Annotated in this window: 16 protein-coding genes; 6 read left to right on the top strand and 10 right to left on the bottom strand. The window is 65.4% G+C overall.

The annotated features are described in order from the left end of the window. Positions 1-4: 4 nt before the first annotated feature. Positions 5-574, bottom strand: a complete 570-nt coding sequence (locus JSQ98_RS02880) for a recombinase family protein (protein ID WP_211648289.1) — start codon at positions 572-574, stop codon at positions 5-7. Between the two features lie 362 nt (positions 575-936). Between JSQ98_RS02880 and JSQ98_RS02875 the strand changes: the two genes are divergently transcribed. The 4 genes from JSQ98_RS02875 (at position 937) to JSQ98_RS02860 (ending at position 4,168) form a co-directional block, all read left to right on the top strand. Next, positions 937-1,980 carry an NAD(P)/FAD-dependent oxidoreductase gene (locus tag JSQ98_RS02875; RefSeq protein ID WP_211648288.1) on the top strand — a complete coding sequence of 348 codons (1,044 nt, stop codon included), beginning with the start codon at positions 937-939 and terminating at the stop codon, positions 1,978-1,980. Between the two features lie 465 nt (positions 1,981-2,445). Further along, positions 2,446-2,673 carry a hypothetical protein gene (locus JSQ98_RS02870; protein WP_211648287.1) on the top strand — a complete coding sequence of 76 codons (228 nt, stop codon included), beginning with the start codon at positions 2,446-2,448 and terminating at the stop codon, positions 2,671-2,673. A gap of 51 nt (positions 2,674-2,724) precedes the next feature. Beyond that, the gene (locus JSQ98_RS02865) at positions 2,725-3,483 is read left to right on the top strand and encodes a hypothetical protein (protein ID WP_211648286.1); all 759 of its coding nucleotides are present in this window, start codon (positions 2,725-2,727) and stop codon (positions 3,481-3,483) included. Between the two features lie 88 nt (positions 3,484-3,571). Further along, positions 3,572-4,168: a dihydrofolate reductase family protein gene (locus tag JSQ98_RS02860; RefSeq protein ID WP_211648285.1), complete on the top strand. Its 597-nt coding sequence runs from the start codon at positions 3,572-3,574 to the stop codon at positions 4,166-4,168. Between the two features lie 160 nt (positions 4,169-4,328). Here JSQ98_RS02860 and JSQ98_RS15485 read toward each other — a convergent pair whose 3' ends face one another. From JSQ98_RS15485 to JSQ98_RS02815, 9 genes are all read right to left on the bottom strand, one after another. Then, positions 4,329-4,673, bottom strand: a complete 345-nt coding sequence (locus tag JSQ98_RS15485; RefSeq protein ID WP_211648284.1) for a universal stress protein — start codon at positions 4,671-4,673, stop codon at positions 4,329-4,331. Positions 4,674-4,701: 28 nt separating this feature from the next. Continuing rightward, entirely contained in the window at positions 4,702-6,123 is a 1,422-nt protein-coding gene (locus JSQ98_RS02850) for an MFS transporter (RefSeq protein WP_211648283.1), read from the bottom strand. 226 nt (positions 6,124-6,349) lie between these two features. Further along, a complete protein-coding gene (locus tag JSQ98_RS02845; protein WP_090148682.1) occupies positions 6,350-6,661 on the bottom strand; it encodes a metal-sensitive transcriptional regulator in 312 nt (103 codons plus the stop codon). Between the two features lie 11 nt (positions 6,662-6,672). After that, positions 6,673-8,793, bottom strand: coding sequence for a heavy metal translocating P-type ATPase (locus tag JSQ98_RS02840; protein WP_211648282.1), 2,121 nt, complete (start codon positions 8,791-8,793; stop codon positions 6,673-6,675). Positions 8,794-8,836: 43 nt separating this feature from the next. After that, positions 8,837-9,988 (bottom strand): FAD-dependent oxidoreductase, encoded by a 1,152-nt coding sequence (locus tag JSQ98_RS02835; RefSeq protein ID WP_211648280.1) that lies wholly within the window; start codon positions 9,986-9,988, stop codon positions 8,837-8,839. 160 nt (positions 9,989-10,148) lie between these two features. Further along, positions 10,149-10,421: a hypothetical protein gene (locus JSQ98_RS02830; protein WP_211648278.1), complete on the bottom strand. Its 273-nt coding sequence runs from the start codon at positions 10,419-10,421 to the stop codon at positions 10,149-10,151. A 49-nt stretch (positions 10,422-10,470) separates the two neighbouring features. After that, positions 10,471-12,738, bottom strand: coding sequence for a heavy metal translocating P-type ATPase (locus JSQ98_RS02825; RefSeq protein WP_211648276.1), 2,268 nt, complete (start codon positions 12,736-12,738; stop codon positions 10,471-10,473). 48 nt (positions 12,739-12,786) lie between these two features. Then, positions 12,787-13,614 (bottom strand): hypothetical protein, encoded by an 828-nt coding sequence (locus tag JSQ98_RS02820; protein WP_249290710.1) that lies wholly within the window; start codon positions 13,612-13,614, stop codon positions 12,787-12,789. Between the two features lie 125 nt (positions 13,615-13,739). Further along, a complete protein-coding gene (locus JSQ98_RS02815) occupies positions 13,740-13,949 on the bottom strand; it encodes a heavy-metal-associated domain-containing protein (protein ID WP_211648274.1) in 210 nt (69 codons plus the stop codon). Between the two features lie 198 nt (positions 13,950-14,147). Here JSQ98_RS02815 and JSQ98_RS02810 point away from each other — a divergent pair, with 198 nt between their 5' ends. Further along, entirely contained in the window at positions 14,148-14,825 is a 678-nt protein-coding gene (locus JSQ98_RS02810; RefSeq protein WP_249290708.1) for an ABC transporter ATP-binding protein, read from the top strand. Further along, positions 14,822-16,186: an FtsX-like permease family protein gene (locus JSQ98_RS02805; protein WP_211648272.1), complete on the top strand. Its 1,365-nt coding sequence runs from the start codon at positions 14,822-14,824 to the stop codon at positions 16,184-16,186. Before JSQ98_RS02810 ends, JSQ98_RS02805 begins: the two co-directional genes overlap by 4 nt. The last annotated feature ends 86 nt before the right edge of the window (positions 16,187-16,272 follow it).

The following is a 16,272-nucleotide window of genomic DNA, read 5'->3' as shown; positions in this document are numbered from 1 at the left end:
TCGCTTACCGAGGGGCGCCCGGACCGCGGTCGAGATGACGGTAGATAGTCGCCCGACCGACGCCGAAGGTATCGGCGATCTCCTGCACGGTGTGCTCGCCGGCGTCGTACATCGCACGCGCTTGCTTGATCCGGTTGTCCGTCATTTTCGGCCGCCGACCTCCTTTCCGGCCGCGAGCTCGCGCTGCGGCGAGTCCGTCTTGCGTGCGTTCAACGATGAGGTCGTGCTCGAACTCTGCGATCGCGGCGAGCATGTGGAAGAACAGCCGGCCTCCCGGTGTCGTGGTGTCGATGCCTTGGGAGAGAGCTTTCAGCCCGATCCCCCGGTTCTGCAGCTGGTCGGAGATCTCCTTCAAGTTCTTCACCGAACGGCCCAGGCGATCGAGCTTCGTCACGATGAGAGTGTCGCCGTTTCGCAGATACCGGAGAGCTTCGGTGAGTGCAGGTCGCTTTGCGAGCGTTCCGGAGGCGTGGTCGACGAACAGTTCCTCGCATCCTGCCGCGCTCAGTATGTCTGTTTGAGCGTCGGGGTTCTGGTCCCGAGTGGAGACGCGTGCATAACCGATGAGTGCCATGCAGAACCTGTATTACAAACGTTGGTCAAGATACATAGATTTCAGACACGAGTTATGAGTCAGGCCTGAGGCCGAAATCGCATCCTCCGACACAACGTCTCGCAAACGCCCGTTGAGCGAGTCAGGGTGACCCGTGAGCGGCCTCGCTGAAATGGGGTGGTTTCTGGCCGAAACGGCGGAACAAACACGTGGCCGCAAGATGCCCTGCGAGGGATACCCTATCGGGCGACACAGCGCTGAGTCGGCTGCTACGGTGCTCCGCGTGGCAGTAGCCAGAGCACGACCTTCACGCCGGAATTGTCTGGAAACCAGCCCGCGCAAGGGATTGTGATTGGCTTCCTCGTCTTGAAACGATCGGCTGCATGACCGAAGCCCAGCAGCCTCACCCGCGAACCACAGCTTTCAGCACTGCCGAAGATTGCCAAGATGTCATCATCATCGGCGGAGGACCAGCCGGACTCAGCGCTGCGCTCACCCTGGCGCGCGCACGCCGAAGTACCACCGTGATTGACGCCGGCGAACCCCGCAACGCTGCGGCCGAACATATACACGGCATGCTCGGATTCGAAGACATCGCCCCGCATGAATTCCTCGAGCGAGGCCGCCGGGAGGTGATGGCCCACGGAGCCGAAATCATCTTCGGTCGTGCCAGGAACATCGGACGGCGGGACGACGAGAGCTTCACCGTTGCCACGGACACCGCCGAAGAGTTCAGAGCCCGACGCCTCATCATCGCAACTGGAATCAGCGACCAGCTGCCACACATTCCCGGTCTTCGGGAGCGATGGGGACGCGACGTGCTCCACTGCCCCTACTGCCACGGCTGGGAAGTTCGAGGTCGCCGCATCGGTATCGTCGCAAGCTGTGAGGACTCCATCAAGCAGGCACTGACCTTTCACCAGTGGAGTGACGACGTGACTTTTCTCGCGAACGGGCGAACAGTCGATGCTGAGGATCGCCTTCGCCTGCGTGCAGTGGGAATCTCGATTGTTGATGACGCCCTCGCAGAGGCAATTATCGACAGTGAGGGAATTCGATCGATGCGACTCGAGGATGGCAGCGAAATCGAATGTGACGCCTTAGGTGTGTCGCCGAGCTCCGACGCGCACCTCGACATGCTCGAAGAGCTCGGAGTGCATTGGGAAACGCACCCCCTCGGCCGCTTCATCGAAACCGACGCAGCCGGTCGCACGGCCGTTCACGGCGTCTGGGCTGCGGGCAACTGCGCGAATCTCTCCGCCCAAGTCGGATGGGCGGCGGCGCACGGTGCGCTCGTGGCGCAAGACATCAACGCCGACCTGATCAGGACAGACGTGGAGCACGCGGTGGAGAACCTCCGGGAGCGGGAGAGCTGGGCAGAAGAAGACGCTGGGCGCGGCGAGCATACGGGCCTTCTGCAGGAGTAGGCGACACCAGGCAGAGGAAGTTGGGAGCGGACAGGGGCGCGCGAAGCAGCAGAAGCTCAACTCCACGAAGCGTCATCATCAGCTTGCCGCCCCACGGCTTGTACTCATACTCAGGCGGAACTGGCCCAGCTCCTTGGTGTCTCCCGCGCTACCGTGTATCGCGAGTGGCAGCGCGCTCAGAAGCTCACCGCAATCTCGTGTTGCGAAAAGAGCGACCCGCCGACAAGCAACCGCGACGTCGACCTGTGCTGGCCCGCCGATGAGAGGAACCCCGGCGAGGAGCGCAGAACTCGACGCCGGATAACCGGTCGCACCGTCGAAATCAAGGCGAGTGGGTTCGGCCCGTGCAGACCGTACACTCGAAGCCCAGCCGCATCGGAATCCGGCGTTGGACAGCCGTCGCATCGTACGCTCCGCTGCGCGAACGACTCCCTGCAATGAAATGCCGAACGAAGGAGCCCGAGAATGAGTGACCAGCAACCGGCGGAAGACAGCGCGCCCGAGCTCGATGAGTCGAGTGCATCCGACGTCGATGCAATCGCGGGCATCGTCGTGGAGGTGCGCGACACCGCGGGCGCGTCTCACGCCGATGAAATCGAAGCGATGCTGCGACGGCGACTTGCGGAGTCGTCCGTAGAGGTGAGCGAAGACGATGTCCAGAACCTCGTACAGCAGATCCGCGAGGGCGACTGAGGCGACTGCCCACCTCGGGCTCGGCTGGGCGCGCGTTGGTAGGGTGACGGCATGGCTTCTGCGCGTACTCGAATCTGGTCCATCAGTGCTGCGGCACTCGTTCTCGGGCTGAGCGCCTGCTCCTCAGGAGCCCCGTCATCGAGCGAACAGCCCGCGGACGGCGGGGTCGATCCGATCGAGATCGTGTCGCAGCCTGAAAGAGTCGGTGAGCCGATCAGCCTCGACCTGCCGCTCGACGAATCGGGAGCGTTCGCGTTCGATCAGTGGCCGTCGGCATGCGCATTCGCTGACGAGACGACGCTCTCGGCGATCTTCCCGCAATCCGATGAGATCGCGCAGTCGGGCACCGATCGGTCGCTGTCGATCCTGCAGGTCGGTGCGGCGGGCACGCGGGAGGTCACCGTACCCCAGGCCGACTGCACCACAAAGGTCGGCTTCCCCGTGGACGAGCTCAGGGCTTCCGACCAGAGCGTCGTGTTCTTGCTCACCACGAGTGTCGAGGCGGCTGGCGATGCCGAATTCGTGGAGCGGAACGCGACCCCGAAGAGCGGTGACGAGGTGCAGGTCGGTGACGCGACCTGCGTCGTAGCTCCGAGCGGGCTCCGGTACGACTGCTCAACGCCGCAGATCGCATTCAGCGTGACGCTCGACGCGCGCCCGTACGGGCAGTACTTCGGTGAGAGCGAGAGCAGCTACGTGGTCGACGGCGAGGAGCAGGTGTACTCCGACGACGTGGATGCCTTCCTCACCATGGCTCAGGAGAAGATCCTGCTGCCAGTGGTGACGGCGAACGTCGACCGGCTGGCCTGATCGAGACCTCGCACCGTTCCGCATCGCGGTTTCGCCGGACGGGCACCCCCAGCCGGATGATGATTGCAGTGCGCGAGAGGAAGATGCCGTGAAGATCACCGTGAGTCTCCAAGTCACGCTCGACGGCGTCGCGCAGGCGAACGGCGGGAACAACGAGGTTGTCGATCCTGGTTTCACGCGCGGCGGCTGGGCGCTCCCGCTCGGTGATGCAGAGAGCACGCGATCCATTCTCGAGACATGGAGACGTCCCGACGCGTTCCTCCTGGGCCGCAAGACATTCGACATGTTTTCGGCCTACTGGGGTGAGCGCGGGGACGACGGCGGATTCGGGGAGGCGATCTGCTCGACGCCCAAGTACGTCGCCTCGAACACGCTGGTCGACCCCGGCTGGGGGCACACGACCGTCATCTCTGGCGATGTCGTCGCACAGTTGCGCGAGATGAAGGCCCAGCAGAGCGGAGAACTGCTCGTGGTCGGCAGCGTGCAACTTGCCCGTCACTTGCTCGAGAGCAAGCTCGTGGATGAGCTGAATCTGGTTCAGTTTCCCGTCATCGTCGGCGAGGGCGAGCGCCTGTTCCCACACGACGGGTCCGACTTCGGACTCGAACTCCTCGAGGCCCAGGTGTTCGGCACCGGAGTCATCGACCTGACATACCGCGTGCTGGGCCCGCCCGAGTACGCCTGAGCGGAGCCTCCAGCAAGTAGCAGTGCCGGATCGACAGGGTCAGTCATTCGAAGCGGGCCGGCCACCCGTCTCACACCGAGAATGATGTGAGAGGCCGACCGACCGAACTGCATCGACGCGATAGCCATGGAACACGTCACATGGCGCGCGAGGGTGGATGTCAGCTGGAAACGACTGGCACCCGTTGTGCTGAGCGTGCTCGCGCCACCGCTTCGGACGGAATCACCAGGGTCGGAATCGTGGCGTGGTGGAGCACATTCGACGAGGTGCTGCCGAGGACGGTGGCTGAGAAACCGCGCAGTCCGCGAGAACAGATGCTGATGAGGTCCGAATTGAGCCTGCCGGCTGTGTCAAGGATGGCTTCATAGGCACTCGAAGGCGCTGAAGGCCGTACGACCGCTTCTGCCGGGAAACTCCGGAAACGGATTCGACGGCGTACTTCGCATTGGGTGAGCCGTCGTAGGCGATCAGGAGTCGTGGTCTGGTCATGGAGCTCTTCTCTCATTCGGTGGTCGGATACAGGCGCAACTGCGTTATGAAACCGGCAGAGCACGGGCGGGGCGCTTGGTGCGGAAGAAGCTCGAAACGACGATCGCACCGGCGAGGGCGATGGTCCCGGCCGCTATGAATGCCGCCGAGTAGCCCTGAGTGAGCGCTTCCGGGTCCCCGATCTGACCAGCGCCGAACCCCGCAGCGACGGCAGACACCGCGGCGAGGCCGATCGCCGAACCGACCTGGTAGCTCGTGTTCACAATGCCGGATGCGAGACCGCCTTCCTCAGGCGGGGCTGCGGAGATCGCGACTTGCAGCGAGGGAATGAAGGCGAGCGCTTGCCCGAACGCGACGACGAGCGAGGGTCCGAATGCGTCGATCCAGTAATTTCCGTCGGGTCGGATGAATGCCATCCAGCCGAGCCCCGCGGAGAGGATGACGAGCCCGAGCACGATGGGCACCTTCGGGCCGACGGCTGCGATGATTCGAGGGGCGAGCATGATCATGCCGACCATGATCAGAATGGTCATCGGCAGAAGGGCGGCGCCAGCCGGGAATGCGGAGAACCCGAGGACCTGCTGCAGGTACAGGTTCAGGAAGAACCACATGGGAACCCATGCCCCTCCGAGCAGCACCTGAGCGAGGTTCGCGGCGCCCAGATTCGGCGAACGGAAGATCGAGAGTCGCATCAGAGGTTCACGCTTCACACGCTGGAGGATGATGAACGTCACGATCAGGACCACGCCGATCCCGATCGCCACCCACGTCTCCATGGATGCCCAGCCAGCGACTTCAGCGCGCACAATGCCGTAGACCAGCGCGGCAAGGCCCAGGGTCACGGTGAGCGCACCCAGAACGTCTACCGATCCGCGTGCGTCGAGCTTTCCGCCGGGAAGCACCTTCCACATGACCAGCAGAACGAGCGCAGCTATGGGCACGTTGATGAGGAATACCCACGGCCAGGAGGCGAATTCCGTGATCACGCCTCCCAGAAATACCCCTGCAGTGCCTCCGGCAGGAGCCGCTGCGCCGTAGAACGCCATTGCCTTCGTGAGATCTTTCGGGTTCGACCCGAACAGCATCATCAACAGTGTGAGGGCGGCTGGCGCGATGAGCGCAGATCCGGCGCCTTGGAGAACCCGGCCGATGAGCTCGACGGGCACATTGCCGGCGAGGCCTGCGACGAGGGATCCGATGGCGAGGATCACCCAGCCGATCGCGAAGATCCGGCGGGGGCCGAAGAGATCGGACAGCCGACCGCCGAGCAGCAGGAGACCGCCGAGTGCGATCACGTATGCGTTGAATACCCAGGAAAGATTGTTCGGGCTGAATCCCAGTTCGATCTGCATTCGCGGCAGGGCAACGCCGATGATCGAGGCATCCATGATGACCATGAACTGAGCGAGTGCGATGAGGAAGAGACCCCACCACCGGGCCCTGCTGGTCGGAGGTGACGAGGACATGGTGTACTCCATTCGAGATTGCGTTGGACGTGAGTGTCGAACGTCTCGAACCTATACCCTAGGGGGGTAGGGTAGCAACCTCGGTGCAGCCAGAAACTTGAGAGTGGCAGATCCACCGAAAACCGGAGCGCGGGACGCACTACACGGCGATTCCGGGCAGCGAGAAGTTGCCGGTCGCTCCAGGCAAAGCGGAGCGCGGGATCTCACATCTCGCGGAGCTTCAGCCTCAGGAACGAACGAGGCGGTTGATCGCGTCGGTGGCTTCCTTGATCTTCTCCAGGCCGGCGTCGTCGCTGAGCTTCGCTGCATCGAGGACGCAGTGCTTGAGGTGATCGTCGAGCAGGCCCGTTGCGACTCCTTGCAGGGCACGGGTGAGCGCGCTGACCTGCGTGAGGATATCGATGCAGTACTTCTCCTCATCGATCATCTTCGCGATGCCGCGCGCCTGGCCCTCGATGCGCTTCATGCGCTGCAGGTACTGATTCTTGTCGTCGATGTACCCGTGGTGACCGGCACTCAGGTCGTTCTCCGATGACATGGAACTCCTTCTTACTGCCGTTCCAGAATGGAACGTGTACTGGCTGCGGGGGTGAGGTCAGTGCGGCGCAGCAGTTGCGCGTTGAGCGCGACCACGATCGTCGACAGCGACATCAGAATCGCACCCACGGACATCGGGAGCACGAAACCGACCGAAGCCAGAATACCGGCCGCCAGCGGCACCGAGAGGAGGTTGTAACCGGCCGCCCACCACAGGTTCTGCTTCATCTTCCGATACGCAGCCCGGGACAGCCCTATCACTGAGAGCACGGCACGGGGATCGGAGCTTGCGAGGATGACTCCAGCGGATGCGATCGCGACATCGGTCCCCGCGCCGATGGCGATGCCGACGTCGGCCTGAGCCAGCGCAGGCGCATCGTTCACGCCATCGCCGACCATCGCCACCTTCTTCCCTTCTCGTTGCAACGAGGAAACTCTGGCCGCCTTGTCCTCGGGTCGCACCCCCGCGAAGACTCGGTCGATGCCGAGCTCGCGCCCGACGTCGGTCGCCACGGCCTCAGCGTCTCCCGTGATCAGGACGACCTCGATATCGAGCCGATGAAGTGCTTCGACGGCTTCACGGGACTCCGGTCGGATCTCATCGGCCAGGCGGAGTCCGCCGACCACGACCCCGTCGCGGAGGACGTGGAGGATGATCGCGCCCTCGGCCCGCCAAGTGTCGGCGTCAGGCACCTCGGGTTGTCCGGTCTCTTCGAGCAGTCGCGGCCCGCCCACTCGAATCTCGTGGCCCGCGACCATTGCGGTGACGCCCACCGCCGGAGACGACGCAAAACCGCTCGCCCGGGTTACCGAGAGGCCGCCTTCTTTCGCCGAAGCGACGATGGCTTTCGCGAGCGGATGCTCACTATCAGCCTCAGCCGACGCTGCGAGCGCAAGGACCTGATCCGCGGTGAGTTCGCCCACCGGCGCCACACGGGTGACCGTCGGGTCGCCCTTCGTCAGAGTGCCGGTCTTGTCGAAGAGCACCGCGTCGACCTCGCGCATGGATTCCAGCGCGAGACGATCCTTGATGAGCACTCCGCCGCGCGCGGCCCGCTCGGTCGCGATCGACACGACAAGCGGGATCGCCAGCCCGAGCGCGTGCGGGCAGGCGATCACGAGGACCGTGATGCTGCGCACGACGGCGGCGTCGGTGTCACCGACCAGTGCCCACACGGCCGCCGTGATGACGGCCGCCCCCAGGGCGAACCAGAACAGCATCGCCGCGGCGCGGTCAGCTATTCGCTGGGCGCGGGAGGACGAGTTCTGCGCCTGGGAGACGAGACGGTCGATCCCCGCGAGCGCGGTGTCGTCTCCGGTCGCGGTGATCTCCACGCGCACCCCGGAATCGGTCGCAACAGTGCCCGCAGTCACGAGGTCGCCGACGGTCCGCGTGACCGGTCGCGACTCGCCGGTGATCATGGATTCGTCCATGTCCGCCCTGCCGTCGACGATACGACCATCAGCGGGCACGCTCCCTCCGGGGCGGACGATAACGACGTCGCCGACCTGCAACGCTGCAGGTGCGACGGTGACCACTTCGTCGCCCTCGACGCGCTCTGCTGCATCGGGGAGCAGACCAGCCAGGGAGTCGAGGGCGGAGGTGGTCTGCGCGAGGGATCGCATCTCGATCCAATGCCCGAGCAGCATGATGACGACCAGCAGTGCGAGCTCCCACCAGAACTCGAGTTCATGATGCACGAGACCGAGCGTCGCCGCCCATGACGCGAAGAACGCCACCGTAATCGCGAGGGCGATCAGCAGCATCATCCCGGGTGTGCGGCTCTTGAGTTCACTCCATGCCCCAGCGAGGAACGGCCGTCCGCCCCATCCGTACATGACGGTGCCGAGCACGGGTGCGATCCACATCGCCCAAGCCGGCACCTCATAGTCGAGCAGCATCGCGAACATCGGAGAAGCGGTGACAACCGGTACCGCGATGACGAGGCTGATCCAGAACAGATTCCGGAACTGGCTCGCGTGGTCTGCGTGGCCGCCGTGGCCGGCGTGGTCTGCGTGGCCGCCGTGGCCGGCGTGGTCTCCGTGGCCGCCGTGGCCGCCGCGGTGATCCACCTGAACGTCGGCGCGGGCAGGGGAACGATCGTGATGCTGGTGCGCATGAGGTTCGGTCATGATCTGCTCCTTATTGTGCGAGTGGGCCGGTCTCGGAAAGATCTCAGGCGGGCGAGCCATGGAGTTGACTCCCCCACTGGTACACCGTTCCCACCGCATCGATGCCGGTCACTCCGGTCACCGTACCTCCGGCCTCGTGCCGGACGACGAACTCGTCGGTGTCCTCGAGATGACTTTCGGCACCGCCGATGTAGCCGACGCCGGAGACCATCCGACCATGGATCATCGCCATGTAGGGACTGCGCGGCAGATACGAGCCCGGGTCTTCCCCGAGACCGAGTTCGCTCGCAGCAGCTTTCGCGGCGTGAGTTCCTTGGGCGGCGGCATCTTCCCAGTGGTCGATGCGCCGCGGGTCGAACGATTCGTGATGGAGCGTGGCAACACCTCCGGCGGCGTATACACGGTCAGGTTCGGCGCGCAGACGCTCATCGACATCGACCCCTGCAGTCCACGGGGCGGGCGCTGCCGCGATGGTGCCCAGTGCCACCAGCAGGAAGTCTGCGACGAGGGGCGTGCCGTCGTCAAGGGTGATGGCAACCCCGAATTCGCTGCGATCCACGTACTGAACGATGCGACCGAAATGGGTGTGCACGGTAGCGGCATGATCGGCGGCGATGCGTTCGGCGACGAGGGCGCCGAACGCCCCAACGCCGGGTGTGTGACTGCGGGAGATCACCGCCACCTGGTGTCCGGCGGCGTGCAGGAGCGATGCCGTCTCGGCCGCGATCAGCCCGCCGCCGTAGATCGCCACGCGTGCAGGCCGCCCGCCGCGCGTCAGCAGTTCACGGATGCGCAGCGCATCCGCCAAGGAGTGCATCGTGCTGACCCGGCTCCCCGTTGCGGTGGTCGCACCTCGCACGACGCCAGCGGGGAGGGTCCGAGGCTTGCTGCCGGTGGCGACGATGAGCGCGTCGTATGGCAGCCGCGCACCAGTGGCGAGCTGCACCGTCCGGGCAGAGGGATGCACGTCGACGACGGTATCGGCGACGACTTCGACCTGTGGGAGAGGAAGCGCGATGAGATCCGGAGGCGTCGGCCCCAGTGCCACGCCGCTGATGAGCATCCGCGTGTAGGGAGCCTCACCCGTTTCCGTCACCAGCGTCACGCGTACGTCGTCTCGGGCGGCGAGACCGCGCGCGGCGGCGGACCCGGCAGCTCCTGCGCCGAGAATGAGAATGTGGGGCGTAGTGGTCATCTGGGGAGCTCCTGAGCGTCAGGCGGAACGGTGCCGGTGTCATGCGCGCAGGGCGGGCGACGGCATCCGTGGCTTCGGTGATCTTCACGTCGGCGGAGGGCCCCGGCGACGACGACGAGAACGCCGCGACGCCGGTGGCCGCCCCGCACGCGAGCGAGATCTATGCCATGTTCGCGGCGAACTTGGCGGGATCCGCGTCGAACGCGGGGCCGCAGCCGGCGCAGCAGAAGTAGTAGCGCTGACTTTCGAAGTCGCGGAACAAGCCGACGCTCTCGGCGGCCTGCTTGCTGACGGGGCTCCCGACCATGACCGGGCAGGTGGTCAGGTCGTCAGCGCCACCGCCGAGAAGGTTGTCGTGACCGGTGCTCGTCGCGGCCGGGTTCGGTGAGCTGGTGCTGCAGCAGCTGGAGGCCGCCTGAGTGTCGTTTGCCATGATGGATTGTCGCCTTTCGTATGAGTGCCGATTGGAATGGTTCCGGATGCTACTGCGCAGTGATGCTTCTGAACCCGCGCAGTCGGAGGCTGTTGCCGACGACGAAGACGCTGGAGAACGCCATCGCCGCACCGGCGAGCATGGGATTGAGCATGCCCAGGGCTGCAACCGGAATGGCCGCGATGTTGTAGGCGAACGCCCAGAACAGGTTCGTCTTGATGGTCGAGAGGGTCTTCCGAGACAGCCGGATCGCATCGACGGCGGCCCGCAGGTCGCCGCGCACGAGGGTGATGTCTGATGCCTCGATCGCCACGTCCGTGCCGGTGCCCATCGCCAACCCCAGATCGGCCTGAGCGAGCGCGGGGGCGTCGTTGACGCCGTCACCGACCATCGCCACCGTCCTCCCCTCCTGCTGCAGCCGGACGATGACGTCGACCTTGTCCTTCGGGAGGACTTCGGCGATGACTTCATCGATGCCGACCTCGGCCGCGATCTGTCGAGCGACAGCTTCGTTGTCACCGGTCAGCAGCACCGGGGTCAGGCCGATTTCCTTGAGGCCCCGGATCGCTTCAGCGCTGGTCGGTCTGACCGTGTCGGCGACGACGACGATGCCGCGAGCCTGCCCATCCCAGCCGACAGCGACAACCGTCTTGCCCTCGTTCTCCGCGCGCGCCTTCGCCCGCGCAACCTCTGGGGAGAGGTGCTGCGACCAATCCGCGAGCAGCGACTCGCGGCCGACCACAACCGGAATGCCGTCGACGATTCCCTGCACCCCCTTCCCCACGACGTTCGCGAAGTCCTCCGGAGTCGGCAGCGCGCCAACCTCCTGAGTGGCGGCCTTCGCGATCGCCTGCGCGATCGGGTGTTCGGAGGCGTCCTCGAGCGCGCCCGCAAAGCGGAGAAGATCCGCACGCTCCACGCCCGACTCGGTCGCGACGTCGACAAGAGCCATCTTGCCGATGGTGACGGTACCCGTCTTATCGAGCACTACCGTGTCTACCTTGCGCGTCGATTCCAGCACCTCCGGGCCCTTGATGAGAATGCCCAGTTGGGCGCCTCGTCCGGTGCCGACCAGCAGCGCGGTCGGGGTCGCGAGCCCGAGCGCGCACGGGCACGCGATGACGAGGACCGCGACAGCTGCGGTGAACGCGGCGGTGACCGGGAACCCGGCGCCCAACCATGCACCGAGAGCGACAACCGCGATGACGATGACGATGGGCACGAACACGCCGGAAATGCGATCGGCGAGGCGCTGAACCTCAGCCTTGCCGGTCTGGGCGTCCTCGACGAGCTTCGCCATCTGCGCGAGCTGCGTGTCCGCCCCGATGCGCGTCGCACGCACGACCAGACGACCGCCGGCATTCACCGTCGCGCCGGTCACCGGGTCGCCCTCGCCGACCTCGACGGGTACCGATTCTCCGGTGAGCATGGACGCGTCAACAGCGGAAGTGCCGGAAACGACGATGCCGTCGGTGGCGATCTTCTCTCCCGGACGAACGACGAACGCGTCGCCGACCTGCAGTTCGGAGGTCGGAATCTTCACCTCGGCACCGTCACGCAGCACCGCTACTTCTTTCGCACCAAGTTCCAGCAGGGCACGCAAGGCCGCCCCTGCTTGGCGCTTGGAGCGCTTCTCGAAGTAACGACCCGCGAGGATGAACATCGTGACACCCGCTCCGACTTCGAGATAGATGTTCGCCGCTCCGTCGGAGGGCGCGATCGTGAACTCGAACGGATGGGTCATGCCAGGAACGCCGGCGGTGCCGAAGAACAGCGCGTACAACGACCACAGGAGCGCGACGGAGGTGCCCATGGAGATGAGCGTGTCCATTGTGGCGGTCCCGTGTTTGAGGTTCGTCCAGGCCGCCCGATGGAAGGGCCAGGCCGCCCAGATGATGACCGGTGCAGCCAGCGCGAGCGATGCCCACTGCCAGTAGGTGAACTGCAAAGCAGGAATCATCGCCATCGCGATCACCGGCACCGTGAGCAGGATCGATCCGATGAGGCGGTGCCGCAGCTGGGTGAGCTCCGTGTCCTCCCCATCCGACGCGGGATCCGACGCACCCGCCGGTGCGTGCTTCAGCTTGGGCAGAGCGGCCGTGTAGCCGGTTTTTTCGACCTCAGCGATCAACAATGCCGGGTCGTACCCTTCGGGCACTGAGACTTTGGCCTTTTCCGTGGCGTAGTTAACCGTTGCCTCGACGCCGTCGAGCTTGTTCAGCTTCTTCTCGATCCGGTTCGCGCAGGAGGCGCAAGTCATCCCCCCGATCTCCAGTTCGAAGCCGGGCCCGCCTGTTGGGGGCGCTGATGTACTCATCGTCTTCCTTCCTTGAGCATTGTCGTCGCGGTGGCCGTACCCAACGGGTCAGTGGCTGTCGGCATCGTCCGAATGGGTTTCGTCACTCGCGCCGTGCATCTCCCCGCGGCCGGCGTCGACGACGAATTCGGCCGAGTGCACGGTTCCATCGACTTGGAAGTCGAAGTAGAGGAGATAGCGGCCAGCAGTGGGCGCCTCTGCCATGAATCCGATTTCAGGGCCTGCCGTGCTGCCAACGCGAGGCGCGTCGCCCTGAGCGTGGACGTGCAGATACGACAGATCCCCATCGCGAAGCGCGACCAAATGGCCGAATGCTCCGAGGTACGGCTCGAGCGCAGTGACCGGCTTCCCGTCGCGTGCTACGGAGACCGTGACATCACTCGTGGTTCCGGCGGTGAGATCTCCGTCGAGGGTGACGTCGAAGCCGTCGACCTCTGCAGTGCGCCGCACCTCTGACGTGACGGGAGCGAAGGTGCCGGCGACCTCTACCGTGCGCGTCAGCGTGACTCCCTCTGCTCCCTCCGTCGCGGGGGTGAAGTCGGCATAGACACGGTACGTGCCGGCAGAATCCCATGTCCACGGCAGAGACCAGGTCCCAGTGGCCTCATCGAGTTGCGGGTGGACGTGACGGAACTCGGCGCCGTCCGTGCGGACGACGATGAGGTGCAGGTCCTTTTCGTGCGCTTCAGCGAATTCTGTGGTCGCTTCACCCGAGAGTGTCTGCACCTGAAAGCTCAGCTCACCTCGTGCGCCGACGGCTCCTGGCGCGGCTATCGGCGCGAGCACGAAGCCGCCCGCTTCGATGGAGACGCCGTTCGGGGTGCGCTCTTCCGTCTGCGCCTCGTTCGTACTCTTGCCCGCATCATGCTGGTTCATTTCGCCTCTATCCGTCCACCCTGCAACAACACGGTCTGGAATGACGGCTCCGGCGGCCGCGAAAGCACCGCCGAAGGCCACTGCTAACCCCGCACCGTAGAGCGCGAGGCGTGCGCCGGCACGCATCAGGCTCTCACCGCCGTGTAACCGGCCTCCGCGACCGCAGCAAGCACCTGCGCGTCGTCGATCTCACCCCGACCGGACACGACGAGCTCGCCCGTCTGTGCGCTGATCGCGATCTCCGCGATGCCGGGGATCTCATCGACTTCTTCTCGAATCGACATCTCGCAGTGCCCGCAGGTCATGCCGGTCACTTGGAAACGGTTCACATTCATCGATTGCGCCTCCTCATTTTATACCCCCATGGGGTACCAATACGGCCCACAATATACCCCCTGTAGGTATATCGCAAGGTCAACCCCCGGTTGGCATCGTCCCGAGATCGACTCGCCTAGCGTCGAAGCATGACCGTGGATCCTCTCTCCCCCGCCCTTCCGGCGCCACAGCAATCCTCCCCTCTGGGAGCAGTCCGGTTGTCTGCCACGGGCCTCCGCGTCCGCTACGGCGAAGCGGTGGCGCTGGACGGCGTCGATGTGGAGGTGCGTGACGGCGAGTCCGTGGCGATCATGGGTCCCTCCGGATCGGGGAAGAGCACCCTGCTCTATGCGATGGCGGGAATCATCAGGCCAGCAGAGGGAACGGTGACGCTTCGCACACGCGAAGGGGCCGAAGAGCTCGGGAGCCTGTCGGATGCAGCTCGGTCGGCGGTGCGCCTGCGGGAGTTCGGCTTCGTGTTTCAGCAGGGCATGCTGATCCCCGAACTCACGGCGACGGAGAACGTCGCGATACCTCTGCTCCTGATCGGCATGGGGAAGCGGGCCGCGATGGAACGCGCGACATCCCTCTTGGAGGACCTGGGTCTCTCGGGCCTCGCCGGGCGCAGGATCGGCCAGCTTTCAGGCGGTCAGGCGCAACGCGTGGCAATCGCTCGGGCCCGCGCGACGAACGCTCAAGTCGTCTGCGCCGACGAGCCGACCGGCGCGCTCGACTCGAAGACGGCGTCGGAGGTCCTGGATGTACTGCTCGCCGAGACCACAGCACAGGGGCGGGCGCTGATCATCGTGACGCACGACGAGGACGTGGCACGCCGCTGCTCCCGGGTGGTTCGACTGCGGGACGGTCGCGTCGTCGTCGACGGCGAAACGCGATGAGCGCTCGTCGAGCCCGAGTGCACGCCCGACTGTCCGCGCTGTGGTTGCTGGTGAAGCCCGCTCGCCACGGTCTCCCGGCATTGCCGATCCTCGCGTATGCAGTGATCACTGCGGTGGCGCTGAGCGTCGTCGTGTTGGCCCGGGCCTACTGGAGCGCCCCGGACCCCGAAGGCGTTGGGCAGTACCGGATCCTCGCGGCGGCCATGATGGCGGCGCTCGTGGTGCCCATCGGGACTCTCGGCGCGACCGCGGCCCGACTCTCCGCCAGGCGCCGCGAAGATCGGCTTGCGACACTGCGGTTGATGGGCGCCTCATCGACCTGGGTGCGAGGAGTCGCGCTTGTGGAAGCTGCACTGATCGCGGGCGGGGGCGCTCTCGCAGGTCTCATGCTCTACGTGCCGCTGGTGCCGTTCCTCTCGCACATCGAGGTTACCGGCAGCCCGCTGGGTGCGGATCGCGCATGGCTCTCGTCGCCGCTCGTCGTAGCGCTCCTGCTCAGTGTCGTGGTGATCGCGATAACGAGCGCAGGTGCGAGTCTGAGACGAGCCTTGATCTCACCGCTCGGGGTACGCATGCGCCATGATGCGCCGCGGATGCACTGGCTGCGCGTCGTGATCGCGGCGCTCGTGGTGGGAGGCTCGGTGCTCGTACTGCAGTTGACGTCGGTGAGTTGGGGAGTCATCGGTATCACGGCGGCACTCGTCGCGGCATTCGTCGCAGTGATGGCCGCGCTTCACACTATGGGCCCCTACCTCGTGGCGCGGCTCGCTCGGCGCAGACTCGCACGTTCGCACGATGCAGCAACCCTGATTGCTCTGCGCGGTGTGCTCGAGTCGCCGCAGGCGGCGTGGAGACAGGTGTCAGGGGTGGCGTTAGCCAGCTTCATCGCTGTTCCCGCTGGATCCGCACTGGGCTTTCTCGATACCGTGCAGCGCCTCTCCGAGGCGGTGACGCCGGAGCAGATCCTCTTCTTCGGCGACATCCGCCTGGTGGTGGTGGCGGCGGTCGCCGTGTCGTATCTCCTCGTCGCCTGCTCAGTCGGTGTCATCCAGGTGGCCGCGGTGCTGGAACGAAGAACCCTGTACGTGAGTCTCGACCGCCTGGGCATGCCGCTCGCCGTGATGACGCGCTCGCGGCGCCTCTCGGTGAGCACCCCGCTGCTCGTGGCGGCCATCGTTCCGGCGTGCATCGCCGCCCTGCTCGTCGTCCCCGTCGTGGGGGTATCGGTGGTCACCGCCCCGCTCTTCATCGTCACGGTAGCCGGTTGCATCGCCGCCGGCACGGTGATGGTGCAGCTGGGAGTCGTCGCGACCACGTCGGTGCTGCGGCGCGTGCTCGCAGAGCCGGATCGCGAGCTGTGATCGGCTGCAGTTCAACCCAGGGTTGGCATCCACCCGCACCTGCGCGCCCGTAGCGTCGAGAGCACGAAGCACCCCAGACGAACAGG

It is taken from the genome of Leucobacter manosquensis (assembly GCF_018304845.1).
Taxonomy (GTDB): Bacteria; Actinomycetota; Actinomycetes; order Actinomycetales; family Microbacteriaceae; genus Leucobacter; species Leucobacter alluvii.
Note: the sequence above shows the minus strand (reverse complement) of the source record. Positions and strands in the feature narration are given on the sequence as shown.

Excerpts from the sequence above, each read along its gene's own strand:
- JSQ98_RS02835 (WP_211648280.1), bottom strand. The coding sequence starts at position 9,988 with ATGACCACTACGCCCCACATTCTCATTCTCGGCGCAGGAGCTGCCGGG.
- JSQ98_RS02845 (WP_090148682.1), bottom strand. The coding sequence starts at position 6,661 with ATGTCATCGGAGAACGACCTGAGTGCCGGTCACCACGGGTACATCGAC.
- JSQ98_RS02825 (WP_211648276.1), bottom strand. The coding sequence starts at position 12,738 with ATGAGTACATCAGCGCCCCCAACAGGCGGGCCCGGCTTCGAACTGGAG.
- JSQ98_RS02880 (WP_211648289.1), bottom strand. The coding sequence starts at position 574 with ATGGCACTCATCGGTTATGCACGCGTCTCCACTCGGGACCAGAACCCC.
- JSQ98_RS02840 (WP_211648282.1), bottom strand. The coding sequence starts at position 8,793 with ATGACCGAACCTCATGCGCACCAGCATCACGATCGTTCCCCTGCCCGC.
- JSQ98_RS02875 (WP_211648288.1), top strand. The coding sequence starts at position 937 with ATGACCGAAGCCCAGCAGCCTCACCCGCGAACCACAGCTTTCAGCACT.
- JSQ98_RS02815 (WP_211648274.1), bottom strand. The coding sequence starts at position 13,949 with ATGAATGTGAACCGTTTCCAAGTGACCGGCATGACCTGCGGGCACTGC.
- JSQ98_RS02850 (WP_211648283.1), bottom strand. The coding sequence starts at position 6,123 with ATGTCCTCGTCACCTCCGACCAGCAGGGCCCGGTGGTGGGGTCTCTTC.
- JSQ98_RS02805 (WP_211648272.1), top strand. The coding sequence starts at position 14,822 with ATGAGCGCTCGTCGAGCCCGAGTGCACGCCCGACTGTCCGCGCTGTGG.
- JSQ98_RS02820 (WP_249290710.1), bottom strand. The coding sequence starts at position 13,614 with ATGAACCAGCATGATGCGGGCAAGAGTACGAACGAGGCGCAGACGGAA.
- JSQ98_RS15485 (WP_211648284.1), bottom strand. The coding sequence starts at position 4,673 with ATGAGAGAAGAGCTCCATGACCAGACCACGACTCCTGATCGCCTACGA.
- JSQ98_RS02865 (WP_211648286.1), top strand. The coding sequence starts at position 2,725 with ATGGCTTCTGCGCGTACTCGAATCTGGTCCATCAGTGCTGCGGCACTC.
- JSQ98_RS02870 (WP_211648287.1), top strand. The coding sequence starts at position 2,446 with ATGAGTGACCAGCAACCGGCGGAAGACAGCGCGCCCGAGCTCGATGAG.
- JSQ98_RS02830 (WP_211648278.1), bottom strand. The coding sequence starts at position 10,421 with ATGGCAAACGACACTCAGGCGGCCTCCAGCTGCTGCAGCACCAGCTCA.